This is a genomic window from Empedobacter sp. ULE_I140, from assembly GCF_053482575.1.
This window is the reverse complement of sequence record NZ_JBQMTX010000001.1, coordinates 3,140,474-3,165,576: the sequence shown is the minus strand read 5'-3', so window position 1 is coordinate 3,165,576 and position 25,103 is coordinate 3,140,474. Positions and strand designations below refer to the sequence as shown.

General features: G+C 32.7%; 24 protein-coding genes. 17 read left to right on the top strand and 7 right to left on the bottom strand.

The window, feature by feature from the left end; genetic code table 11:
* Positions 1-35: 35 nt before the first annotated feature.
* The 7 genes from ccoG (at position 36) to ACTS9J_RS15230 (ending at position 11,748) form a co-directional block, all read left to right on the top strand.
* Positions 36-1,517 carry a cytochrome c oxidase accessory protein CcoG gene (ccoG, locus tag ACTS9J_RS15260; protein WP_221854265.1) on the top strand — a complete coding sequence of 494 codons (1,482 nt, stop codon included), beginning with the start codon at positions 36-38 and terminating at the stop codon, positions 1,515-1,517.
* Positions 1,518-1,521: 4 nt separating this feature from the next.
* Positions 1,522-1,965 (top strand): FixH family protein, encoded by a 444-nt coding sequence (locus ACTS9J_RS15255; RefSeq protein ID WP_286495315.1) that lies wholly within the window; start codon positions 1,522-1,524, stop codon positions 1,963-1,965.
* Positions 1,950-2,666, top strand: coding sequence for a sulfite exporter TauE/SafE family protein (locus ACTS9J_RS15250; protein WP_448353430.1), 717 nt, complete (start codon positions 1,950-1,952; stop codon positions 2,664-2,666). Before ACTS9J_RS15255 ends, ACTS9J_RS15250 begins: the two co-directional genes overlap by 16 nt.
* A gap of 532 nt (positions 2,667-3,198) precedes the next feature.
* Complete coding sequence (gene ruvA / locus ACTS9J_RS15245; RefSeq protein WP_219033851.1) at positions 3,199-3,780, top strand: Holliday junction branch migration protein RuvA; 582 nt, start codon at positions 3,199-3,201, stop codon at positions 3,778-3,780.
* A complete protein-coding gene (gene sov, locus ACTS9J_RS15240; protein ID WP_448353429.1) occupies positions 3,780-10,973 on the top strand; it encodes a T9SS outer membrane translocon Sov/SprA in 7,194 nt (2,397 codons plus the stop codon). The genes ruvA and sov overlap by 1 nt, the downstream gene beginning before the upstream one ends.
* 21 nt (positions 10,974-10,994) lie before the next feature.
* Positions 10,995-11,375 carry a glycine cleavage system protein GcvH gene (gcvH, locus tag ACTS9J_RS15235; protein ID WP_038335019.1) on the top strand — a complete coding sequence of 127 codons (381 nt, stop codon included), beginning with the start codon at positions 10,995-10,997 and terminating at the stop codon, positions 11,373-11,375.
* A complete protein-coding gene (locus ACTS9J_RS15230; RefSeq protein ID WP_221854263.1) occupies positions 11,368-11,748 on the top strand; it encodes a VanZ family protein in 381 nt (126 codons plus the stop codon). Before gcvH ends, ACTS9J_RS15230 begins: the two co-directional genes overlap by 8 nt.
* Before the next feature lie 228 nt (positions 11,749-11,976).
* Here the strand turns inward: ACTS9J_RS15230 and nadE are convergent, their stop codons facing one another.
* Complete coding sequence (gene nadE, locus ACTS9J_RS15225) at positions 11,977-12,771, bottom strand: NAD(+) synthase (RefSeq protein WP_286495309.1); 795 nt, start codon at positions 12,769-12,771, stop codon at positions 11,977-11,979.
* Positions 12,772-12,871: 100 nt separating this feature from the next.
* Between nadE and gldB the strand changes: the two genes are divergently transcribed.
* The 6 genes from gldB (at position 12,872) to ACTS9J_RS15195 (ending at position 17,468) form a co-directional block, all read left to right on the top strand.
* Entirely contained in the window at positions 12,872-13,921 is a 1,050-nt protein-coding gene (gene gldB / locus ACTS9J_RS15220; protein WP_219033845.1) for a gliding motility lipoprotein GldB, read from the top strand.
* Positions 13,922-13,938: 17 nt separating this feature from the next.
* Positions 13,939-14,265: a gliding motility protein GldC gene (gldC, locus tag ACTS9J_RS15215; RefSeq protein ID WP_038335027.1), complete on the top strand. Its 327-nt coding sequence runs from the start codon at positions 13,939-13,941 to the stop codon at positions 14,263-14,265.
* Between the two features lie 97 nt (positions 14,266-14,362).
* Positions 14,363-15,685: a TolC family protein gene (locus ACTS9J_RS15210; protein ID WP_416410291.1), complete on the top strand. Its 1,323-nt coding sequence runs from the start codon at positions 14,363-14,365 to the stop codon at positions 15,683-15,685.
* 152 nt (positions 15,686-15,837) lie between these two features.
* Positions 15,838-16,509 (top strand): tRNA (adenosine(37)-N6)-threonylcarbamoyltransferase complex dimerization subunit type 1 TsaB, encoded by a 672-nt coding sequence (gene tsaB / locus ACTS9J_RS15205; RefSeq protein ID WP_038335034.1) that lies wholly within the window; start codon positions 15,838-15,840, stop codon positions 16,507-16,509.
* An 18-nt stretch (positions 16,510-16,527) separates the two neighbouring features.
* Positions 16,528-16,911, top strand: coding sequence for a DUF423 domain-containing protein (locus ACTS9J_RS15200; protein WP_280049058.1), 384 nt, complete (start codon positions 16,528-16,530; stop codon positions 16,909-16,911).
* A 35-nt stretch (positions 16,912-16,946) separates the two neighbouring features.
* On the top strand, positions 16,947-17,468 hold the full coding sequence (locus ACTS9J_RS15195) for a hypothetical protein (protein ID WP_416410293.1): 522 nt from the start codon (positions 16,947-16,949) through the stop codon (positions 17,466-17,468).
* A 33-nt stretch (positions 17,469-17,501) separates the two neighbouring features.
* Here ACTS9J_RS15195 and ACTS9J_RS15190 read toward each other — a convergent pair whose 3' ends face one another.
* The 3 genes from ACTS9J_RS15190 to ACTS9J_RS15180 all read right to left on the bottom strand — a co-directional run bounded on the left by ACTS9J_RS15190 (position 17,502) and on the right by ACTS9J_RS15180 (position 19,467).
* A complete protein-coding gene (locus ACTS9J_RS15190; protein ID WP_221854255.1) occupies positions 17,502-18,062 on the bottom strand; it encodes a cytochrome b/b6 domain-containing protein in 561 nt (186 codons plus the stop codon).
* A gap of 56 nt (positions 18,063-18,118) precedes the next feature.
* Positions 18,119-18,619, bottom strand: coding sequence for a hypothetical protein (locus tag ACTS9J_RS15185; protein WP_038335039.1), 501 nt, complete (start codon positions 18,617-18,619; stop codon positions 18,119-18,121).
* Between the two features lie 161 nt (positions 18,620-18,780).
* Complete coding sequence (locus ACTS9J_RS15180) at positions 18,781-19,467, bottom strand: YceI family protein (protein WP_221854254.1); 687 nt, start codon at positions 19,465-19,467, stop codon at positions 18,781-18,783.
* A 100-nt stretch (positions 19,468-19,567) separates the two neighbouring features.
* On the opposite strand from ACTS9J_RS15180, the gene ACTS9J_RS15175 reads away from it, so the two are divergent.
* Both ACTS9J_RS15175 and ACTS9J_RS15170 read left to right on the top strand, forming a co-directional pair.
* Positions 19,568-20,581, top strand: coding sequence for an ABC transporter ATP-binding protein (locus ACTS9J_RS15175; RefSeq protein WP_291096074.1), 1,014 nt, complete (start codon positions 19,568-19,570; stop codon positions 20,579-20,581).
* Entirely contained in the window at positions 20,572-21,111 is a 540-nt protein-coding gene (locus ACTS9J_RS15170) for a GNAT family N-acetyltransferase (protein ID WP_286495302.1), read from the top strand. The genes ACTS9J_RS15175 and ACTS9J_RS15170 overlap by 10 nt, the downstream gene beginning before the upstream one ends.
* Before the next feature lie 82 nt (positions 21,112-21,193).
* Here ACTS9J_RS15170 and ACTS9J_RS15165 read toward each other — a convergent pair whose 3' ends face one another.
* The 3 genes from ACTS9J_RS15165 to ACTS9J_RS15155 are packed head-to-tail and all read right to left on the bottom strand — an operon-like array spanning position 21,194 to position 23,968.
* Positions 21,194-21,970 carry an alpha/beta fold hydrolase gene (locus ACTS9J_RS15165; RefSeq protein WP_291051625.1) on the bottom strand — a complete coding sequence of 259 codons (777 nt, stop codon included), beginning with the start codon at positions 21,968-21,970 and terminating at the stop codon, positions 21,194-21,196.
* Positions 21,971-21,973: 3 nt separating this feature from the next.
* Positions 21,974-22,699: a pyridoxine 5'-phosphate synthase gene (locus ACTS9J_RS15160; protein ID WP_291049654.1), complete on the bottom strand. Its 726-nt coding sequence runs from the start codon at positions 22,697-22,699 to the stop codon at positions 21,974-21,976.
* Between the two features lie 9 nt (positions 22,700-22,708).
* Positions 22,709-23,968, bottom strand: a complete 1,260-nt coding sequence (locus ACTS9J_RS15155) for a mechanosensitive ion channel family protein (RefSeq protein ID WP_448353428.1) — start codon at positions 23,966-23,968, stop codon at positions 22,709-22,711.
* Positions 23,969-24,033: 65 nt separating this feature from the next.
* Between ACTS9J_RS15155 and ACTS9J_RS15150 the strand changes: the two genes are divergently transcribed.
* Both ACTS9J_RS15150 and rimP read left to right on the top strand, forming a co-directional pair.
* Positions 24,034-24,519, top strand: coding sequence for a DUF456 domain-containing protein (locus ACTS9J_RS15150; protein WP_291078241.1), 486 nt, complete (start codon positions 24,034-24,036; stop codon positions 24,517-24,519).
* A gap of 110 nt (positions 24,520-24,629) precedes the next feature.
* Complete coding sequence (gene rimP / locus ACTS9J_RS15145) at positions 24,630-25,091, top strand: ribosome assembly cofactor RimP (RefSeq protein ID WP_291096070.1); 462 nt, start codon at positions 24,630-24,632, stop codon at positions 25,089-25,091.
* Positions 25,092-25,103: the final 12 nt, after the last annotated feature.

Sequence of the window (25,103 nt, the reverse complement as noted above, 5' to 3'; positions counted from 1 at the left end):
AGTCGTAAATTTGTATATATTTAAAATTCACTATAATGAGTGTTCAAAATTCTGACCCAAAAGATGAATTTAATTTAGACGATTATTTGGATGAAAACAGCCAAATGAACGAAGATGTTCGTAGTTCCATTGGAACCATGGAGCGAACCGGAGAACGTAAATGGGTTTATCCTAAAAAACCAAAAGGTAAGTTTACAAACTATAGGACGTATGTAAGTTATGTATTGTTAGCAATATTAATCTTAGCGCCTTTCTTTAAATTACCTAATGGAAATCCATTGTTCAAATTTGATGTTTTGCACAGCCAATTCATTTTATTTGGTTTTCCATTTTTTACATCAGACTTCTTCCTTTTAGCTTTAGGAATGATCACGACAATTATTTTCATCGTATTATTTACCATGGCTTATGGTCGTTTGTTCTGCGGATGGGTATGTCCGCAAACAATTTTCTTGGAAATGGTTTTTCGAAAAATAGAATACGCCATAGAAGGAGATAGAGCAAAACAAATTAGATTAGATAAACAAGATTGGGACGAAGAAAAAATTCGTAAAAAATTATTGAAATGGACCATCTTCGCTATCATTTCATTTATTATTGCTAATGTTTTCTTAGCGTATATTATTGGAGCTGATGCTTTATACGCAGTTATAAAAGAAGGGCCAGCCGAAAATGTAGGAACATTGGTTGGATTAGTTTTCTTCTCAGCAATGTTTTATTTCGTATTCGCATGGTTCCGCGAACAAGCGTGTACATTGGTTTGTCCTTACGGACGTTTCCAAGGTGTATTAATTGATTCGCATACAATCAATGTAACATACGATTTTAAACGTGGTGAAGGAACAGCTGGTCGAGCAAAATTCAAAAAGAACGAAGATCGTAAAGCAAAAGGAAAAGGGGATTGTATTGACTGTGGTCAATGTGTTGTTGTTTGTCCTACTGGAATTGATATTCGTAACGGAATCCAATTAGAATGTGTTAACTGTACAGCTTGTATTGATGCATGCGACGAAGTAATGGAAAAAGTCGGTTTACCAACAGGATTGATTCGTTATGCTTCGGAAGATGATATCAAACGTGGCGAAAAATTCAAATTCACAAAACGATTAGCTGCTTATACATTTGCTTTATTATTATTAATTGGAGCAATGACAGCTTTCTTGTTCTCTCGGTCTGATGTAGAATCTAAATACCTTAAAGTTCCTGGAACAGATTACAAGGTAGAAGGTAAATATTACGTTAATCAATTCGAGTATACATTGTACAATAAAACAAATGCAGACCAAATTGTAACAGTTCAATTGCTATCACACAAAAACTCAAAAGTAGAAATGTACGAAGGCGAGAATAAATTGAACATGGAAAAAGGTCAAATCATCCAAGGAAAATTCTTCTTGAAAATTCCAATGGATGAAGTTAAATCGTACAAAGAAAAAGTAGTGATTGGATTAGTCAATCAAAAAGGAAAAGTAATCGATAAATACGAAACGAGCTTCTCAGCTCCATTCAAATATTAATCATATGAAGTTAAATTGGGGACATTATGTAGCAATTGCTTTGGGATGTTTTATGATATTCATTCTATCGTTGTTATATTTTGCAGGAGATACAGGCGGAATGGTAACCGAGGATTATTACGAAAAAGAAATTCATTTTCAGGATGAAATAAATGCAGAAAAACGAGCAAATGCTTTGACCGAGAAACCAGAAGTTATTGTACAAGCAAATGGATTTTTATTTAAATTTCCAGCAACTACTGCTTCCGATTTTAAAGGAGATATTTTTTTGATGCGTAATGATGACGAAACAAAAGATGTCAAAATGCCGATTAAATTATCTGATAAAAAGAATTTTTTAGTACCATCTGTTAAGTTAATTGATGGAGAATACGAATTAACTTTAAGCTGGAAAGAAAATAATCAAACTTATTTGATTAAAAAGTCCATTCGATGGATTTCACAATAGTTATCATAGCATTATCCATAGGTCTTACATCGTCCCTGCATTGCGTGGGGATGTGCGGACCTATTGCTTTATCTTTGGGATTAGAATCTCAAAACAAACTAAAATTTACACTTCGTAATTTGACTTATCAATTAGGACGTGTAACCACTTATACAATTTTAGGTGCAATTTTAGGATTGATTGGCGAATCATTTTCATTTGTTGGATTACAAAATTATCTAAGTATTTTGATTGGAGTTTTGATGATTATTATGGTCATGATTCCAAAATTTTACGAAAATGGTGCTACGCAACTTCGTCCTGTAAACGCCTTGATGGTAAAAGTAAAACTCTCTCTTGGTAAATTCTTAATCAAGAAAGATTCTTCCTCTCTTTATATAGTTGGTCTATTAAACGGACTTTTACCTTGCGGAATGGTTTACGCTTCACTTACAGCAGCCATTGGTTTAGGATCAGTTTACAAAAGTGCACTATTCATGTTCTTCTTCGGACTTGGAACCTTGCCTTTAATGTTTGCCACCGTTTTATTTGGTAATTTTTTATCAGTGAAACAACGTCAAACTATCTTAAAAATCTTACCAATTATCACACTTATTTTGGGTGTATTATTTATCCTTCGCGGATTAGAATTAAACATTCCTTTTATTTCACCAGCCAAAGAAGCACTTCAGCTAAATGGAATGGATGAGTATTGTATGTAAATTTATTTGTAATTAATTGAATTTTTGAATTTGAAAAATTCAAAAATTATTATTTTATCCTTATTAATTTCAATAATAATATTATTTATAGTTCAACATTTTGGAAAAGTATTTGAACAAAGTCCATTAGAATCTGACGGATTATATCCTTGTGAAAAAAATTATGAGGGTTATTTTGAACCATTACCTTATTCATTTGATAAAAATTATGATGATAAATTAAGATGTTCTAGTCTTAAAACGAGAGTAACGTTTAATAATCCTATTAGTGAGTGATAAAGGGTATTCAAATGATTATTTTAAAACTGTATTTACATTTCCTCCGTTTAGTACTGACGGTTATATTTCAAACCAACAACAATATGAAAAACTAAAAATTGATTTCTCAAAATATTTAATTCAAATCAATTGAAGCCCTGTCAAGATTTAAATCTTGACAAGGCTTTCATTAAAATCAATACTTTCATCCTTACAAAATAAATTGTATTTTTGACGTTATCACTATATGTAGTGTAACTAAATAAACATCAAAATGATAACACAATTAAGAGGTAAATTAATCGAGATTTATCCAACAAATGCTGTAATAGATTGTAATGGGGTCGGATATTGGGTCAATATTTCACTAAATACATATTCTACTTTAGAACACGAAGAATTGGTTACAATTTTTACACATTTGATTGTTCGCGAAGATGCACATATACTTTATGGATTTGCAACAAAACTAGAACGAGAAATTTTTCAGAAATTAATTAGTGTTAACGGTGTTGGTCCAGCTTCTGGAATGATGATTATTTCGACACTTTCTTCCAAAGAAATTGCAACTGCAATCGCTCAAGAAGATGCTAGATTATTGCAAAGTGTAAAAGGAATTGGTGCTAAAACAGCGCAAAGAATCATCATTGATTTGAAAGATAAATTGGATCAAAATTTAATATTAGATGTTAATTCTACTTCGGTTAAAAATAAATCTAAGAATGAAGCGTTATCTGCTTTAGAAGTTTTAGGAATTCCTAAAAAATCTGCAGAGAAAATCATGGACAAAATCCTACAAGATCAGCCAGATGCAGACGTGGAATTCTTAGTAAAAGAAACATTGAAGAAAATTTAATGAAGATTCATAACGAACCAAAAACTATTCGTAAAGGCTCTACTATAGCAGCTTTGTGTTTCCTTTTTGCAATGGGAACTATGAGCGATGTTATGGCTCAGGAAAGTGATACGCTTAAGTTTCCTATCCGAGATCAAAAAGGTGGATTGTTTTTAGATAATCAAATAAAATACGATGTACAATATGATGCGATAAAGCGTCAGTATATTTTATATCCTCAAATTGGAACAAGTTTAGTTTCCGAACCTATCTATTTGACACGTCAAGAATACCTGACTTTGGTTCAGAATCAAGACATGAAAAATTATTTCCGAGTAAAATCTCAAACCAACGATCAATTTTATCGTGAAGAACGTTTTGGAGATAAGGAAGGAAAAAAAGAAGGAAGTATTTTACCAAGTTTTAAGGTGAAATCTAAAGCTTTCGAAACTATTTTTGGTGGATCAGAAATTTCATTGATTCCGCAAGGTTATGCAAATTTAGAATTGGGTGTTTTCTTGCAAAAGATAGATAATCCAATGTTGTTGCCACAAAACCGTCAAACGCTTACAATGGATCTTAATCAACGTATGCAATTGAGTATTTTGGGTAAAGTCGGAGAAAATCTTCAGATGAAAGTGAATTATGACACGCAAGCTGGTTTTGGCTTCGAAAATCAAATGAAACTTCAGTGGAGAAAGGCTTTGGGGAATAAATTGGATCCATTTGGAGGAGAAGATGATATCCTACAAAATATAGAGGTTGGTAATATTTCGATGCCGCTTAGTACTTCGTTGATTACAGGTGCACAGTCACTTTTTGGAGTTAGAACAGATCTTAAATTCGGTCGTACAAATGTATCGGCTGTCTTTTCAGAACAACGTTCGGAATCTAAAAATATTGTGGTTCAAGGTGGTGGTGTGATGACTGATTTTAAAGTCGCTGCCGAAAAATATGAATACAATAGACACTTTTTCTTAGGTCAATTTTTTAGAAATAGTTACGATAGAGCGTTAGCAAATTATCCTGCAGTTAACAGTAATATCAATATCAGTAATATTGAGGTTTGGAAAGTTGATAAATCTGGAGGGAATCAACAGAATAGACGTTCTATTATCGCTTTGCGAGATATTGCAGAAGGTGGTACAGCGCCTCAAAATAGTAGTAATGCCTTATTTAATGAGATTAATTCTCAAGGTTTTACCAAGATTAGTGATGCAAGAAGTTATTTGAACGGATATTCTTTCAATGGTGAACAATTTCAGGATGGAGAAAACTTTATCGTCAACGAAAATGTTCGTAAACTTGATGCTTCCGAATTCACTTTTTATCCAAAATTAGGATACATTTCCTTGAATACGCCTTTGGTTGATGGTGAAGATTTATTAGCGGTTTCGTTTCAATATTCGTTAAGCTCTGATCCGACAAAATTATACAAAGTTGGACAAATGTCGAGCGAGACAGATAAACCAATTATTGCGAAATTAATCAAACCAAATTCTGCAGTTAATGTGGCTTCGCCAATGTGGGATTTGATGATGAAAAATATTTATTCGTTAAATGCTTATGGTGTTTCGAGTGAAGATTTTTTGATGAATATTAATTTCAAGGATAATGGAGAACAATCTTCTGGAAAATTAAATTACTTACCAAATTCTGCTGTTTCAGAGCAATCGTTAATTCAAGTTCTGAACATGGATAGATTAAATTCGAACGGACAATTACAACAAAATCCTGACGGAAGTAAAGGTGATGGTTTATTTGATTTTCAACCAGGGTTAACAATTGATACAGAAAGAGGAAATATTATTTTCACTTCTGTTGAACCTTTTGGTAAATATTTGAGCAATAAATTAAAAGGTCAAAATGAAGAATATGTTTTTAATCAAATTTATCGTCAATTACCAAATACACTTTCTGGCGAAAAATTAGCTAATCGTTATACGTTAGAAGGTCGTTACAAAGGAACGGTGACAGATGGTATTCCGTTGGGCGCTTTCAATGTGCCGCAAGGTTCTGTTAAAGTAACTTCTGGTGGAGCAACGTTGACGGAAGGCGTAGATTATACGGTAGATTATCAGTTGGGGCGTGTAAAAATCATTAATGAACAATTGAAAAATTCTGGAGCACCAATTAATGTTTCTTTAGAAAATCAATCTACATTTAATTTACAGAAAAAACGTTTCATGGGAATTAATGTCGAGCATAAATTTAGTGATAAGTTTATGTTAGGCGGAACTTTAATTAATTACCAAGAACGTCCAGTTACGCAAAAAACACAATTTGGTTCAGAACCTGTGAATAACACAATTGTTGGACTTAATACACAATATAACTCAGAAGCTGAGTGGTTAACTCGTTTAACAAATAAAATTCCGGGAATCAAAACGGACCAAATGTCGAACATTAGTGTTCAGGCAGAGGCGGCTTATTTGATGCCAGGAATGAACAAAGTGACAGGAGGTTATTCTTATATAGACGATTTCGAAGATGCACAATCGCGCATTAGTTTATTAGATGTTGGTTCATGGAAATTTGGATCAACACCAGGAAAACCTGCTGGATATTCTGCTTCTGGTTACCACCCGTTCTTCCCAAATGGAATGAAAAATGACGATTTATCATTCAACAATGGTCGTCGTATGTTATCATGGTATTCTATTGATCCGCGTTTTTATGGAATGGGAGGAAGCTCGCCTTTAACAGATCAACAAATGTCAACGCATATGGCGCGTCGCATTAAGCTGAAAGAGCTTTTCGATCAACGTGATGTAATGGCTGGTACAAATTCATACATCAGCACATTAGATATGACATTCTATCCGCAAGAACGTGGACCTTATAATGTTAATCCAAATGCAGTAGATACGAAAAACTGGGGAGCAATTATGCGTCCTATTTCAGTTTCTAACTTCAAAGATTCGAATGTGGAATACATCGAGTTTTGGATGATGGATCCTTATGCAGATGGAAAAGGTGGAGAAGGAGAGCTATTGGTACATTTAGGAAATGTTTCGGAAGATGTCTTAAAAGACGGCGAAATGATGTACGAAAATGGATTGCCTCATTCTGGAAATGGTGCGGCGACTGTTGCTTCTAAATGGGGATTAACACCTCAGTTAAATCCAATTTTATATGCTTTTGATACGGAAGGAGCTGCCCGAAAACAACAAGATTTGGGTTATAATGGATTAACAGATGAGGAAGAAGCGCAACGTTATGGAATTACGAGTAATAATTTAGTGACAGGAGAATTAGATCCTGCAAATGATAATTATTTATTCTTCTTAGATGATCGCTTTAGAGGTGCATCAATCGGGAATACGGTTCAAGATCGTTACCGTTATTTCAGAAATCCGCAAGGAAACAATTCAACTGATAATCCTTTACATGCATCATCTTTAACGCCAGATACAGAAGATATTAATGGCGATTTCAATTTAGATCAGACAGAAAACTATAATCAGTATACGTTAAAAATTAACCGTCAAACGTTAGAAGATCCAAACAATAAATTTATTGTTGCAAGAAAAACGGTTCAGGGAGAATTTCCTGACAAAACGAAACATGATGTAAAATGGTATCAAGTTCGTATTCCTGTTGATAACTTTGATTTAGATCTTGACGGAGATGGAGTAGAAGAGTTAAACAATGACGCGTCTATTGCACAAGCAGAAAGTGTGTTAACAGCTGCTCGTTTTATGCGTATGGTGATGCGAGGTTTCGAGGAAGAAACAACTCTTCGTTTTGGTACTTTTGATTTAGTTCGTTCTGAATGGCGTCGTTATACCAAAAACATTTATCCTTATATTATTAGTAATCAAGAGGGTTACGAAGAGGATAAGAATATTGATGATTTAGAAGTTGGTGAGGTTAGTATCGAACGAAATGGTACTGATCGCCCTCGTTATATGATTCCTCCTGGAGTTTATCGTGAACAAACACAAGGAACAACGGGACATCAATCTCAGAACGAAGCTTCGATGACATTGAAAGCGAAGTTTAAACCAGGAAGTACTTCAAAAGCTATTTTTAAGAATACAAATTTAGATTTGCGTCGATACAAAAAATTACAAATGTTTGTATCTGCTCAAAACTTATTAGATAGAGCTTCAAATGCGATTGATAATGGTACAAAATTATTTATTCGTGTAGGTAGTGATTATACAGATAATTACTATGAATATGAAATGCCGTTGAAATATACGCCACAAAGTTCTGCAACAGAAAGCACAGTTTGGCCAGATGAAAACTTTATCGATCTGAATACAGATTTGTTTACAGATGCTAAAAAACAAAGGGATGCTGATGGTTTCAGTACATTGCAACGTTTCAATTTTGCTTTTGATCAAGAGAATCCAAACAAAACGGTTTATGTAAAAGGACGTCCAACATTGGGGAATGTATCTTCGATTATGATTGGGGTTCGTAATACTTCTGGACCATCTGATAAAGAAGTTTTACTTTGGGTAAATGAACTTCGTCTGAGCGAAATCGATAACCAAGGAGGTTATGCAGCTTCCGCAAATGTGCAGTTCAATTTAGGTGACTTCGCAAATGTACAAGTCTCAGGAAGCACAAGTTCTGTAGGTTTTGGTGCGATAGACCAAGGTCCTGCAAATCGTAATCAGGACGAATCATTACAATACGCGTTGAATGCACAAGTAAAATTAGATAAATTCTTACCAAAGAAATGGGGAATGGAAATTCCGTTCGATTTTACAATTCAGGAAAGTTTTGTCGATCCAAAATATAATCCGTTAGACAATGATATTATTTTTGATGAAGCGCCTAATAAAGTCGAATTAGAAAAAGTTGTTCGTACTTATACGCAGTTCAAAAGTTTTGCTTTTAATAATATTCGAAAAGTTAGATCAACAAATAACAACAATCCTGTTCGTTTTTACGATCCTTCTAACTTTTCAGTTTCGATGATGTATTCGGATAATTATTACCGTGATATTTATACGCAATACAATGTAAATCAGCAATTAAGAGCGTCGATTAATTATAATTTCGGATTTAGAGGAAAATCGTACGAGCCTTTCAAAAAATGGCGTGCGGTTCAACCAAAAGAGGAATCAGGAAAATATTTACAATTTATTCGTGAATTTAATGTGAATCCTTTGCCAACACGTTTCTCTTTCCGTACAGAGATTGCGCGTACATATAGCGAAAGACAATATCGAGATATCAGTCAATATTTAGGAGGAGGAAGTTCTTCGAGCTTAATGCGTCCGACATATAGTAACAATTTCTTGTTCAATTGGCAATATAATTTAGGTTTTGATTTGACAAAATCGTTGCGTTTAGATTTAACATCTTCGACAATGACGTTGAATGATGGAACAACTTTCCAGCGTGCAGATCAAGATATGATTTGGCAAAATATGTTTACAATTGGACGTCCAGTTCAGTATGATCAACAATTTCAGGTGAATTATAAATTACCTTTAAAATTCTTCCCATATCTAAATTGGATGAATGTTGAAGCTAGATTTACTTCGAATTATAACTGGATTGCAACTTCTACTGCTTACAGAAATTTTGAGACAGAAGTTACAAATCCTGATGGTTCTACATCAACACGAATTGCGAATTTAGGTAGAGGTACAGCTCAAAACTCGAATTCGATCAACTTGATGGGAGATTTAGATTTTGCAAAATTTTATCCGGAATTTAAAGGATACAAACGTTACGATTCGATCTTAAAAGGACGTCGAGCAGAGATTGATTCGTTGAATACAGTTTACACAAATTTATTTGCTAAAAAACGTCGTACAAACAAGAAATCAGCTTATAAATTCAAACATAAATTTACAGCAAAAGATTATGGTTGGATGGTTTTATCATCGTTAAAACGAGCTAATTTTACATTTAATCAAACAAATGGAGCTGTAATTCCAGGATTATTATACGAGCCAGGTTTCTTTGGTGTTGATGGTAAAAATGGACCAAGTTTAGGTTTCGTTTATGGAACACAATTCGATATTAAACGACAATTAGTTGAAAGAGGATTGATTGTTGGCGATGAATTGATGACGGATGCGTATCAAATTACAAAAGGTTCTGATTTTAATGGAACTGCTTTGATTGAGCCAATTCCAGATTTACGAATTGATTTGAGTGCAAAACGTACAAAAGATCGTCGTATTTATCATTCAGGATTCAATTTAGCAGTCGAAAATCCTTACATTGATGAATTAGCAAATCTTAATATTTCGACCGTAAATATCAAAACAGCTTTCAAAGATGGAGATGCAATTTTTGAGCAATTCCTAACAAATACTAAAACTATTTCTGGACGTTTAGCACAAAAAAGAGGTAGCGGAAATGTAGATGGACTTGGTTATTACGAAGGATTTAATGCAAGAAGTTCTGATGTACTTATACCAGCATTTTTAGCGGCGGTGCAAGGAAAAGATGCAGGTTCGTCTAAATTAGGATACAATCGTTCTATTCCGGTTCCGAACTGGCGCGTAACGTACACAGGATTGAAATCTGTTCCAATTATCAATAAATATTTTGATAATGTTGAGGTTTCGAGTTCATATAATTCGACTTACACAACAACAGGAATTCAGTCTAATCCAAACTTCATGTTAGATACAGGAATTATGGGTGGTGGACAAGTGACTGGTAAAGATGAAAATGGAAACTTCTATACGCAGAATTTATATGGAGCCGTTACGATGATCGAATCATTTTCACCATTATTGGGAGTGGATTTAACATTCCGTAACAGTATGCAATTACGTGCGCAATATAACAGAGATCGTTTATTATCATTAAGCACAACAAATTATACGTATACAGAAGATTATGGATCTGAATATATTGTTGGATTTGGATATATTTTCAAAGATTTCAAAATGAAAATTCGTTACCAAGGAAATCAGAAAACAATCAAAGGTGACTTAAATATTCGTGGAGATTTCTCATTAAGAGATAATCAAACAACAATTCGAAAAGTAATTTATAACTTTGATGACGTACAAAATCCAAACGTACCAACAAGTATTTATGGAGATTCGCAAATTACAGGTGGACAGCGAATTATGACGTTTAAGATAACGGCAGATTATAACGTAAGTAAGAATTTGAACTTGAGATTCTATTGGGATCAGATGATGAGTAAATATAAAATTTCAACAGCTTTTCCAATTTCTCAAATTCGTGCCGGATTTAGTGCTACCTTTACATTCGGAAATTAAAAAAACAATAAAACAAACATTATGAGCATTCCAAACAATTTAAAGTACAGTAAAGATCACGAGTGGATTTCTGTAGAAGGAGATGTAGCAACAATCGGTATTACAGCTTTCGCACAAGGAGAGTTAGGAGATATTGTTTATGTTGACGTAGAAACAGAAGGAGAAACTTTAGGTCAAGAAGAAGTATTTGGAACAGTAGAAGCAGTAAAAACAGTTTCTGACTTATTTATGCCAATTAGCGGTGAAGTTGTAGAATTTAACACTGAATTAGAAGGTGAGCCAGAATTAATCAACACTGATCCTTACGGAAAAGGGTGGATTATCAAAGTAAAAATTGAAGATGCTTCTCAATTAGATGCTTTATTAGACGCAGCTGCTTACGGAGAATTAATTGGTGCATAAGACAAAAAAAATAATATTCTTTGCATATGTAGCGTTGGTGTTTTATCTGACGCTACTTCCACAAGAAAATTTCTCGAAATTAAGCACAATCAAAGAATTAGAAATCTTTTTGGAGATTGATAATTTAGATAAAATTGTACATTGTGGAATGTTTGGGATGATGACGATTTTGTTATTTGTCGCATACAAAATAACAACTCTGCGCTTGATGATAATTCCGTTTTTGGTAAGTTTTCTTATCGAAATTTTGCAAGGTATTTTAACATCACTTCATCGTAGTTTTGATTTTGTCGATTTAATGGCAAACTTATCCGGAATCTCCCTCGCATATATCGCAATAGCATATTATTTACAACATAAAAAAACTCAGTAGTATTACTGAGTTTTTTGTTTTTCTTATCTTTTTGACTTATTCAAGTGTAAACTAAGAAAATGTCATTCCGACGTTAGGAGGAATCTTCGATTCTTCATTCTACTAACGTTTTATTCAGAATGACATTTATACGTAAGTCATATTGAACTCGTTTCAACATCACATCAAAATAAAAAAAAGCAACCTTTCGCTTGCTTTTATATTGAAAAAATTAATTGTGCTTACCGCTTAGTTCATCAACTCCTCAGGAATATCACATATCGGAATTGGAACCATTTTATGTTGGTTAATACGATTTAATCTGGAATAAATCTCGAATACTTCTTTTTCTCTACCTTCAAATTCATTTGCAGTTTTTCCAGCTTCTTTCGCTTTCATTGCCCATTCTAATTCATCGTAATTTGCACCTAATTGATCTTCATCCGAACGATCATCACCAAACAAACCATCTGTTGGTTTTGCTTTTTGAATATCTGTATTAACTCCTAAAAACTCAGCAATTTTATACACTTCCGATTTCATCAAATCAGCAATTGGACTAAGATCTACACCGCCATCACCATATTTCGTATAAAAACCAACGCCAAAATCTTCGACTTTATTTCCTGTTCCTGCAACCAAATAATTGTGTAAACCAGCAAAATAATAAAGTGTTGTCATACGCAAACGAGAGCGTGTATTGGCCAAGGCTAAATTCACTTTATCCGTTGTTTCCGTTTCTGGTAAAGCCAAAACCATTGCATCAAAAGTTGAGGTTAAATCAACTTCTATCGAATCGATTGGCGACGAAAACTTATTTTTTAACCATTCAATATGACGTTTTGCTCTATCCGCTTGATTTTTTTCTTGATGAATTGGCATTTCCAAATTAAGTAAAGGGGAGCCTGTCATCGCACAAAGTGTTGAGGTTACAGCCGAATCAATTCCGCCCGAAATTCCAATCACAAAGCCTTTTTGGTGCGCTGTTTCCAAATAATCTTTCAACCAAGAAACAATATATTCTACAACTTTTTCAGTTTGCATAGTTTAATAATTTATTTCAAAGATAGCAGATTATGAAAAAAATTAGGGTTGAAAATACTACAGATTATTTTACTATTTTTGTTAGCTAAATAACCAAGCAATGAAATTTGTATATGGCTTAGCTTTTGCGAGTTTAATTTTATTTACTGCGTGCAAAAAAGAAAAATCGTGGGAAGTGGATGTCAAAGAACAAAATGTTCAGTTGAATATTCATGATATCAGCCAAGATTTTTTTAACGATTCGATTCCTTTAGCGACTTTACGAAAAGATTATCCTTTCTTTTTTGATGCAAAAACTGCGGATGATGTATGGGAAAGTCAACGTCGTAATAAAGAAGAATTGAGTATTTATGGACAATCTCGAAAGGTTTTTGGAGATTTTAAAAACTTAAATGAATCGTTAACTCCGATGTTTCAACGTTACCAATTTTATTTTCCAGAATATAAAATTCCGACGGTTTATACCTATTCATCAGGTTTACAAAATATAGATTATCCTGTGATGTTTAGTCAGCAATCTGGCTTGATGTTTATTGCGATGGATGCGTATTTGGGGTCAAAGAATAAATTATATGATAGCATTGGCGTAGAACGTTATTTACGCACAAATTTAGATTTTAATCGTTTGCCTTCTCAAGCTGTTGATGCAATTGCGAATGATGTGGTAACATTTAGCCCAAGAAATCAATTATTTATTGATAAAATGATTTATGAAGGGAAGAAATTGATTTTGCAAGATGCATTGTTAACAGATACACCAGACGAATATAAAGTTGGTTACACGCCAGAACAAATTCAGTGGTGTATTGAGAACGAAGGTCAAATTTGGAACTTTTTTGTGGAGCAAAATTATGTATTCAGTTCAGATGCTTCTTTGGATAAACGCTTTTTAGCAGTTAGTCCATTTTCAAAATTTAATAATGAAATAGAACAAGATTCTCCAGGAAGAATTGCGGCTTGGATTGGTTTGCAAATTATTCGCCAATACATGAAAGAGAATCCGAAGGTAGAATTGAAAGCTTTGTTAGATGATATGGATGGTCAAAAAATCTTCAAAGATTCTAAATATAAGCCAGCTTTAGAAAGTAATAATTCAACAAATTATACAACAAAAACAATTGATGGTAAAGTTTACCATTTTGTGAAATAAACTAATAATTAGAAGTTATGAGAACAACAAATATTACGGTAGAGATTGAATTGGACGAAAATCACGTACCAGAAAAAATGACTTGGAATGCACCAGACGGTGGGATTAGTCACGAAGAAACAAAAGCAATGTTACTTTCTGTTTGGGATGATAAAGCAAAAGAGGCTTTGCGTATCGATTTGTGGACAAAAGAAATGACACAAGATGATATGAAACGTTTCTTTCACCAAATTTTAATTTCAATGTCTAGTTCTTACGAAAGAGCAACAGAGGAAAAAGAAGTTGCAGAAAGAATCGCTGCTTTTGCAGAAGAATTCGCAATTGCTTCAAAAATTAAAGGTTAAGATTTTAACCAAATAAAAACTTTAAGTCGAATTTCGTAACATTTTGGTTAGAAATTCGACTTATTTTATATCTTTAATTTTCTGACAAGAATAGTCTATGAAACAATTATTTTTTACTTTACTATTTATTACTTCTCTTCCTTCGTTTGCCCAAGAAGAATGGACAATTGAAAAGTGTATTGAATATGCTTCGAAAAATAATTTGACTGTTCAACAGAATACGATCAACCAAGAGATTTTTAATAAAAATTTAGAGTTAACTTATAACGCTTGGTTGCCAACGGTTTCGGGTTATGTAGATACTAACTTTACAATCGGAACTTATAATCCAACAATAGAAAAGGGATATTATCAATTTGCGCATTCATTTGGCGTACAATCTAGCATCAATATTTACAATGGTGGAGTTGTTCAATTGAATAAAGACAAGGCTACTTTGGAATTAGAAGCATCAAAAGTACAAACTGCGATGACGATAAATGATATTTCGTTACAAGTTGCAAATTATTATTTGGCGGTTTTATTGAACAAAGAATTGAAACAAGTTGCAGTAGGAAATCTAACTATTTCGAAACAATTATTGGATCAAAATCAAAAGAAATTCAAAGCTGGTTCAGTAGCTCAATCTGTTGTTGCTCAATCTGAATCTGAAGTCGCGACAAATACACGTGAAGTGGTAAATGCACAAATCGAAATAGAGCGTGCATTGTTCAATTTAGCGATGTTGTTGCAATTAAATGATTACCGAAATTTTGCTGTAACTGATGTCAAAATTCCAGATAATGTAACGTCTCAATTGTATAATTTGGATGATGTGGTAGAAACGGCTTATCAAAATCAGCCTTCTGTAAAACATGCCGAATTGCAAATTGATGTTGCTGCGAAAGAAACTCAAATCGCGCGAACTTCATTATTTCCAAAAGTGACAGGAAGTTTCAATTTCGGAACGAATTATCTACAATATTTCAATAAAAGATTACGTCAAGATGCATTATTAGAGCAATTAGGACATAATGTAACAGGCGTTTTTGGAGTTGGTGTGAGTATTCCAATTTGGAATCAATATTCCTATAAAATTAATATTCAGAAAGCATTAATCAACGAGGATTTAGCAAAAGTTGACCTTCTACAATCGAAACAAGATGTGCTGAAAAATGTTCAATCTGCGTATTTCGAAGTAAATAGTTCTTATGCGTCATACGACTCGTCGAAAGAAGCGGTAAAATATGCGAAAATTTCATACGATTTTGCACAAAAATCTTACAATGCTGGAGTCATTAATCAATACGATTTTAACCGTTCGCGTAATGATATGATGGTTGCAGAATCGCAAATGTTGCAAGCGAAATACAATTACATTTTCAAACAAAAAGTATTAGATTTCTATGCTGGCGTTCCAATAACGTTGGAAGGAAAATAGAGGTTAAATGAAGTAAATAGAGAAAATATTAATCAAATTATTGAAAATTATTTTCATAAAAGAGTTTCAGAGTGTAATAAATATTTCTAAATCTATTCTAAAATCATAAATTCAAACTTTATACATCAATTTTCCTTGTGTATCTTTGCAACATGGCAACAATCTTAAATTTAGAAACTTCAACAAAAAATTGTTCGGTTTCGATTGCTAAAGATGGCGTTCAACTATGTTTGGTTGAAGAAAGTGATGAAAATTATGCACATGGTGAAAAACTGAATCAGTTTGTGGATTGGTGCGTGGAAGGCGCGCAAATAAATTGGAAAGATATAGAGGCGGTTTGTGTTTCAAAAGGCCCAGGTTCTTACACAGGTTTGCGTATTGGCGTTTCGTCTGCCAAAGGTTTTGCATATGGATCTGATATTCCACTTATGGCAATTAATTCGTTGCAAATTTTGGCGGAATCACAATTGAATCAAGAGGTCGATTATATCATTCCGATGATTGATGCAAGACGAATGGAAGTCTATACAGCTTTGTTTGATAAGCAAGGAAATCAGTTAACAGAAACAGAAGCTAAAGTAATCGATGAAACTTCTTTTGAAGAATTGAAAGGAAAGAAAATTATTTTTGTGGGTGATGGAGCAGAAAAATGTCAAGAAGTTTTAGCGCATTTAGATGCTACGTTTATACAAACTTTTCCATCGGCAAAAGATATGATTCGTGTTGCGGAAGAAAAATTTAACCAAAAATCATTTGAAGATGTTGCGTATTTCGAGCCATATTATCTGAAAGATTTTGTTGCCGGAAAAAAGAAATCTGAATAAAATAAAAAGAGATAATTTATGAAAAATCTTGTGTTGACAATTGCTTCATTATACGGAATGACGGCGGTTATATTAGGCGCTTTCGGAGCTCATGCGTTCAAGAAAATTTTACCAGCCGAAAAATTAGCAAGTTTTGAAGTCGGAGTACGTTATCAAATGTATCACGCAATTGTTTTGTTAGCTGTTGGAATGTATTTTCAATTTAATAACGGATTAGAACGTTCTGCAGCTTGGTGTTTAATTGCCGGAACATTTGTTTTTTCTGTAAGTATCTATTTGTTGTCATTCGCAGAACATTGGAACGCAAATCTTAAATTTTTAGGGCCAATTACGCCACTTGGAGGTCTATTTATGATTATCGGTTGGGGTTTATTGGCTTGGATTTTTATGAAAGGAAAATAATTTTCTTTAAATTTATATAATTGTTAATCAGTTATATGGATTTGTGGAATAAACTATTGGTTGGATTATTATTTTTACTTGCAATTAATACAAAAGCGCAAGATAAATTAGTATTGACGACTCCTTTAATCTTTAAACATAGCAACTTTGAATTGAAATTGTTTAATAATCAACAATTCAAATACAAGTCGGTTTTTTATAACTGTATTGTAGAGTTAGATAAAAACGGTAAAGAAATCAATAATGCTAATTATGATTTTGCTGAAGGAACTTATCAAGTAATGGATAATAAATTAATCTTAACTGTAAAATCATCAAGCAGCTATTATTCCTTAGAAAAAGAATATTACTTTTTGATTCTTGATAAAAAGACTTTTTTGATTTCTAACAAAGATCGAAAAAATCTCAAAGAAGCAAGAATGCAAAGACCAAATAAATCTTTTCCGAATTATATTATAGATACGGATAATCGTAGAGAATATACATTTTATAGTACTGATCAAAAAGTAACTATCGAAGGTTACGAAAAAGATAAAATATATCAAATGTTTAAATAAAAAAGACACTTTATAAAGTGTCTTTTTCAATTTTTAATCTTTACCATTTATCATTTTAGAAACAATTCCAGAATTTTTATTGACTTCATCGATAATAACTCCAATGAGATGAATAAGAAAAAAGATAGGAAACCAATAAATTGCAGTTTTATGCAGTTCTTCCATTGGGTCTTTGTAAGTTCCATTTCCCCACATTAAATAAAATCCTGTCACAATATTAATTAGCATTAATAAATAGAAAATCATATAAATTATTCCCTGAAACTTTTCGGATGTTGAATGACTTTTCAAGGGATTAGGAAATCGGATTCCCTTTATCAGCATATAAACAATTCGGGCAGCAAAAAGACCTAAAGCGATATAAGCAAATATTTCGTGCCATTGCCACATTGGTTCTAAAGAACTTCTTCCAATTGTTTTTAAAGTAGCGTCAGAAATGTTTAAACCTTCTTTTGAAACTTCATTGGTAATTAAAGCAGAAAGATTTTTCTTGCTCATCCATTCCATTCTCAAAAAGCCAGTTAAGAAAAGCATTATCATCGATATTCCGATTGTCCAATGTAATAATCGATGAGTTAAAGTAAACTTTTTCATAATTTATAGTGATTAAAAAAACCTCTCTAAATTGAGAGGTTTTTGTTGTATTTTTTTTATTCAAAATCGTCTTCCGTGAATTCGAATTCTTCAAATGTACATTCTATTTCGAAAGGAATATCTTTTTCAGATTCTTCTACAAAATCTTGCACTTCACCTTTCCAATTCAAGGTCAAAATTCCTTTGTCGTTTACACTAAAAGTTAATTCGTTGTTTACCGTTTCGTAATCTTCTTCCGAAACATTCAACGTTGTATAATATACTTCCACAGTTTCACCTTCTTCGTCTTCTTCCTCGGCAAAACCGTAAGGAATAGAAACTTTTTTACCGTTTAATTCTTCTACAGATTCTACATCCAAAGGAAAATCATCAATAAATAAAGAAAGTTGAGGAAAATCGTTTTGTAACGAATCGCCTTCTACGTGTTCTAAGTCATCAGTCGAATGTATTTCGACCAACAAACATTTTTTATTTCCTTGAAAAACGACTTTGCATAACGATTTTTCAATATTATAATTAAATGTTTCATCCGGATGGAAGAACTTAATTGTTTTCATTGTTTTGTTAATGTATGTTATTAATTATGAGTACGAATATAATTAAGTTCAATTAATTATCACAAAAAAAATGAGAGAAATTATATTTTTTCGCCTCTAAAACAAAAAAGCCATCTATCTAAGATAAATGGCTTCTATTATTTTATGAATATTCAATTCGATTATTTTGCAGCTTCTTCAGTTGCAGCAGCTGGTTTAGCTGATAAATCTACTTGTAATAAAACTTCGTCTTTTATGATAGAACCTCCAGCACCTACGAATGCAATTCCGAAATCTTTACGGTTAATTCCGAATTCTTCAGATTTGATTGTTACACCATTCGCATCAACAGTTACATTAGCTTTGAAAGTAACATTTTTAGGAACTCCACGGAAATCTAAGTTTCCAGAAATTTCTGAATTGTAATCTCCACCTTCTAAAGCTTTAACTCCTGTAATTTCGAAAGTTGCAGTTGGGAATTTTTCAACGTCTAAGAAATCAGCAGATTTTAAGTGTCCATCTAATTTTCCTTTGCTTTCTGCATCAGCATCTAAATCTTTAGATTCGAAAGAAGCAAAATCAGCAACAAATTTTCCTGATTCTAAAACTCCGTCGTGTACTTTTACAGAACCTTCTTTTAATTTTACAACTCCGTAGTGACCTTCTTCTGGTTTGTTAATATCGTCAAAAGTTTTTCCACCTTTCCAATTTACAACAGATGCAGTTGTATCAACAGCATATTCTGCAGCTCCTTCAGTTGATGTTGCTCCTTCTTGAGCTTCAGTTGCAGCTTTAGTTTCAGTTTTTCCTCCACAAGAAGTTAATGCAACAGCAGAAACAACAGCCAATCCTAAGAATAATTTTTTCATATTGCTTTTTTTAATTTTTTCTTTTACAAAACTATAATATAAATTAATAGTTGATATTGATTTATATCAATAAATGAAATAATTAAACAATTATTTCATATTGAATAAATCTAATACCTTAGCCAAACATAAGAAAAATTATTCAATCGTGCTAAACGTAAAACAACTCAGTTATAATTATCCAGATTTCGAAGAAAAAGTACTCGATAACATCAATTTTGCAGTTAACAAAGGCGAAGTGGTAAGTATTATCGGAGAAAGTGGAAGTGGAAAATCAACTTTACTGAAATTGATTTATGGATTGTTGGATTTTAAAGAAGGAGAAATTTACTATCATACCAAAAAATTACGCGGACCTGCTTATAACTTGATTCCAGGTCATAAGATGATGAAATACGTAGCGCAAGATTATGATTTGTTAGATTTTGTAACGGTTGGTGAGAATGTCGGGAAATTTTTAAGTAATTTTGATTTAGAGCTTAAACAACAACAAATTGACGAAGCGTTAACGGTTGTTGAAATGTTAGAGTATAAACATATTTTTCCGAATAAGTTGAGTGGTGGTCAGCGACAGCGTGTGTCTATTGCACGAGCTTTGGCACAACAACCCGAAATTTTGTTGTTGGATGAACCTTTTTCTAATTTAGATCAAATATTAAAATTAACCATTCGAGAAAAAATTATGGATTGGTGTAAAGCGCATCAAATTACAGTGATTTTTACAACGCATGATTTGAATGATGCTTTTTATACTTCGGATAAAATTTTAGTTTTGCAAAACGGAAAAATGATTCAGTTTGATGAGGTCGAGAATGTGCGAAATTCTCCTGCAACAGCTTATGTGGCCAAACTTTTTGGTTATGTAAATGTGTTGGATGATTCGCAAGATTTAGGAATTGATTCGTCTAAAATTGTGATTTATCCAGAAGAAATTACAATTTCTGAAAATGGAAAATTTGAAGGAAAAGTAATTTCATCAAAATTTCAGGGAAGAGATTATTTGGTAAGATTTACATTCAAAAACATTGAATTGTTGATTTATTCTTCTCAAAAATTAATGAAAGATGAGTTGATACATTTTGAAGTTATAAAATTTCATCAATTATGCATTTAGAAAGTTTACAAGTAACGGAATTGTGTAGCGAACGATTAATTTTGATGCCGTTCACGATTTCCATTTGCGAAAATATATTACAGAATAATTATACCGAATTAGAGCAATTAAATTTAGTTAGAGGAAAAGGTTGGCCAGATGCAGATGTAATAGAAACATTGCCTCGAATTATTGTAAACTTGTCTAAAGTTGACGCACCAACAGGTTTCGAATCGTGGATGATTATCAAGAAATCAACACGAGAAATAATTGGTGACATTGGTTTTAAAGGTTATAATTTTGTTGGAAGAAGTTGTGATATTGGTTATGGAATTATCGAAGCAGAAAGAAAACAAGGTTTTGCCGCTGAAGCAGCTGCGGAATTGATAAATTGGGCATTTACAAAAGAAACTTTAGAAGAAGTAACCGCTTGTTGTTTGATAGAAAATATTGGTTCAACGAAACTTTTGACAAAACTAAATTTCTCTGAATTGAGTCGAGATTCAACTATGATTTATTGGTCGTTGTTGAGAGAAAATAAATTGAGTTAAAAATAGATTCTTCGACAAGACCGGAATGACAATCAGATATAAAAAAAAGCGAGGTTCAAATTTTGAGCCTCGCTTTTTTAAATTATTTATTCAACAAAAAGTTCAAAACCTCTGCTGTAAAATCTTTCGGATTTTCAGCATGTAACCAATGTCCTGCATTTGCAATTTTCTTGATTTCCGCATTTGGAAAACGTTCCTTGATAATCATTTCATCTTCTGGCATAATGTAATTTGAATTTGCACCACCCAAAAATAAAGTTGGACCATCAAATTTGCCTTTTAACAATTCAGAACCAACCATTTCTTGGTAAAATTTATCTAAAACATCTAAATTGAATCGAAAAGCATATTTTCCATTATCGGCGTGGTAAACGTTTTTCAACAAAAATTGTCGCACACCAATTTCAGGAATATATTGTTCCAAAGTCGTTTCTACATCTTTTCGAGTTTCAACTTGATCAAAATTAACAGATTTCAACGCTTTGAAAATCGCATTATGATGAGGTTGATACGCTTTTGGTGCCATATCCACAACAATCAAATGATCTAATCTATTTTGATGAATCATCGCAAAATCAATCACAATTCTTCCGCCAAGCGAATGTCCCAACAAATGTGCTTTTTCAATAGAATTTGCATCCATATAATTCACGATATCTTGTGCCATCGCTGCTAAAGAAGAATCTTCGCTATGAAAACTACGTCCATGATTGCGTAAATCAATCAAATGTGTTGTAAAATATTCGCCAAAATGTTTTCCTAATGTGCTCCAATTATCCAATTGTCCAAACAATCCATGAAAAACCAATAAATGTTTTTCACCAGAGCCGACAATTTTGCTATGTAAGATTTCTGCCATTTTCTACAAATTTGCTAATTCAATTTTACGTAAATACGCTTGTATCGTATTTTCTAAACCTAAATATAGAGCTTCAGAAATTAACGCGTGACCAATAGAAACTTCTGCAATTGTTGGAATTTCGCGAATAAAATATTCAATATTATCTAAACTCAAATCGTGTCCAGCATTTACAGCCAATCCATTTTCGATTGCTAATTTTGCCGTTTCTTTATAAGGAAGAATTGCGTCAAGATTTCCTAAACCGTATTGCGTCGCAAATTCTTCTGTGTACAACTCGATTCGATTAGCACCAGTTTTCGCAGCACTTTCAATTAAAGCAGGATTTGGATCTAAGAAAATAGAAGTTCTGATTCCAGCATCTTTAAACGTTTTAATCACATCTGTTAAATAATCAAAATGTTTGATTGTATCCCAACCAGCGTTTGATGTAATCGCATCTTCTGCATCAGGAACCAAGGTAACTTGTTCTGGTTTTGAGTTTAAAACCAATTCCATAAAACTATCAATCGGTTTTCCTTCAATATTAAATTCAGTTGTTACAACAGGTTTCAAATCGTAGACATCTTGGTAACGAATATGACGTTCGTCTGGACGCGGATGAATCGTAATTCCTTGTCCTCCGAATTCCTGAATTTTGATTGCCGCTTCTACAAGATTTGGCGTATTTCCACCACGCGCATTACGAATTGTAGCAATTTTATTTATATTAACACTTAATTTAGTCATGATTTTATATTATAATTTTTTTATATCAGAAAGCGAAATGCTTTGCATAATTTCTAAGTCAAATTTACGACAAGCTGTTAACAAATGATCGAAAATATCAGACTGAATTCTTTCAAATTCCAAATTGCTTGCCGAAGTTGTAAAACAACCAATTTCTAACGGCATTCCAAGCGGCGAAACAGGTAATTGTTTTACGATAATTGGATCATTTTGCGAAACTGTTTTTAAACTTTTTAAATAATGTTCAACATAAATTCTAAAAATACCAATATTGGTTAAGTTTTTACCATTAATATCTAAATCAGAATTTTCAATGTTTTGATTATAGATAGAGATTTCGTGACGTTTTTGTTGAATATAATGATGAATTAAAGTAATATTTTCGAAACGATTTAACATTTCTTCGTTACAAAACTGAAACGAATTTACATTAAACGAAACAGAACGTTTTATTTGACGTGTTTCAGTTGCCAACATCGCCATATGATTGGTTACCTGAGACGATACCAAATCTACAGTAGGAACCGTTGCAATAGATTTATCAAACTTCTCAATTTTCACCAAATTGATGTTAATTTCTTTTACTATTCCTTCAATATCGCCTTTGGAAACGGTAATCCAATCGCCAACTTTTACAATTTTAGAATAGGAGATTTGCAAACCAGAAACAAATCCGAAAATTGCATCACGAAAAATCAATAAAACAGCTGCGGTTAAAGCTCCGAGAACGGTAATAATTGTATTTTTATCAACCGTAAACAAAATCATTATTCCAGAAATAATCGCAAAAAATGTGATAATAAACTTCAACATTTGCCCAAAAGTTCGCACTCCAACTGTTGTATAACTATTTTCTTCGTTGTACACATCAATAATTGTATTGATAACTCGGAAAATAAGTTGCGTAAAAACGATTAATGAAATAAGTTGTGTAATGCGTTGAACAACATGAAAAATATTTCCTTCATTCTTGAACAAAATAACATTCATGCTTAATGCAAAACTGATTGGAACAAGATGAATAGCTGAAAGAAAGACTTTGTTTTTGTACAAAAACTTCAACCAATCGTTTTCGGTGAAATTCTTTAATTTTTTTAGAAGCGGAAGAATAATAACTCTTAGCACAAAATCTATCACAAAAAGAATAGCTATCCAAGTAACAATTTCTAAAAAGGTAAAAAGATTTTCGGATAAATCAATTTTGAAATATTGATTGAAAAAAAATTTTACACCATCAGAAAATTCTTCATAAAAAGATTTATCTTGCATAAGCTGTTAATTGAGTTTAAATAGATTTGTTTGTGCAAAGTTACAGTTTTAAAAATACTAAAATAATGGATAACGATAGTATACTAAATCTTATTAGTGGAATTTTATTGGTTGTTGGTTTGGTCGGAACTGTTTTGCCAGCTTTACCAGGAGCACCTTTGGCATTGGTCGGATTATTGGTTTTTAAATTCAGTAGTGATTGTAGTTACAATTGGGGAACGATAATTATTGCAGGACTTTTTGTGTTATTAGGTGCGCTTTTAGATTATTTATTACCAGCTTACATGACCAAGAAATTAGGTGGAACCAAATACGGGATTTGGGGATCTATTGTAGGATTAATCATCGGATTATTTTTTCCACCAATCGGGTTTATCGTAGGTCCTTTTCTGGGAGCATTATTAGGCGAATTGGTTTTTACTGCGGCTTCGCCTAAAGTTGCATTAAAATCTGCTTTCGGATCTTTTGTAGGATTTATTTTAACAACAGGTTACGACATTATATTAACGTTAATCTTTATCGGAATATTTGTATATCAACTGATGAATTAATCAGATTAAATGGTTGAAATTAGGTCAATAAAAAAAAATGATGTATATTTGCAAAGAATTTAAAGGAATAAATGGAGGAGGGCTGGTTATAGCTCTCTTTTTCGTTGTATATGGATTCAAATAAAGTAAAACAGCTGATAGACGAAGCAATAGCGGAAAATCCGTCATTGTTTCTTATCGATTGGAAAATCACTCCAGATGATAAAATTGTAATTTTAGCAGATGGAGACGAAGGTCTTTCAGTCGAAGAAATTGTAAGAATAAGCCGATATGTAGAGCACAATCTTGATAGAGAAGAATGTGATTTTGCATTAGAGGTTTCCTCTCCTGGTGTAGGAAGTAACCTAACCATGTCACGCCAATTTGTCAAAAATGTAGGAAGAACTTTAGAAGCTACATTAAGCGACAAAGTGATGGAAGGCGAAATTGTAGAAGCCGATGAAGAAGGTGTTACAATTTTTTGGGAAGCGCGCGAACCAAAACCTGTTGGAAAAGGAAAAATTACAGTAGAACATAAAGAAAAAATAAATTACGCTGACATCAAGAAAGCGATTATAAAAGTCACCTTTTAAAAAAATTAAAGT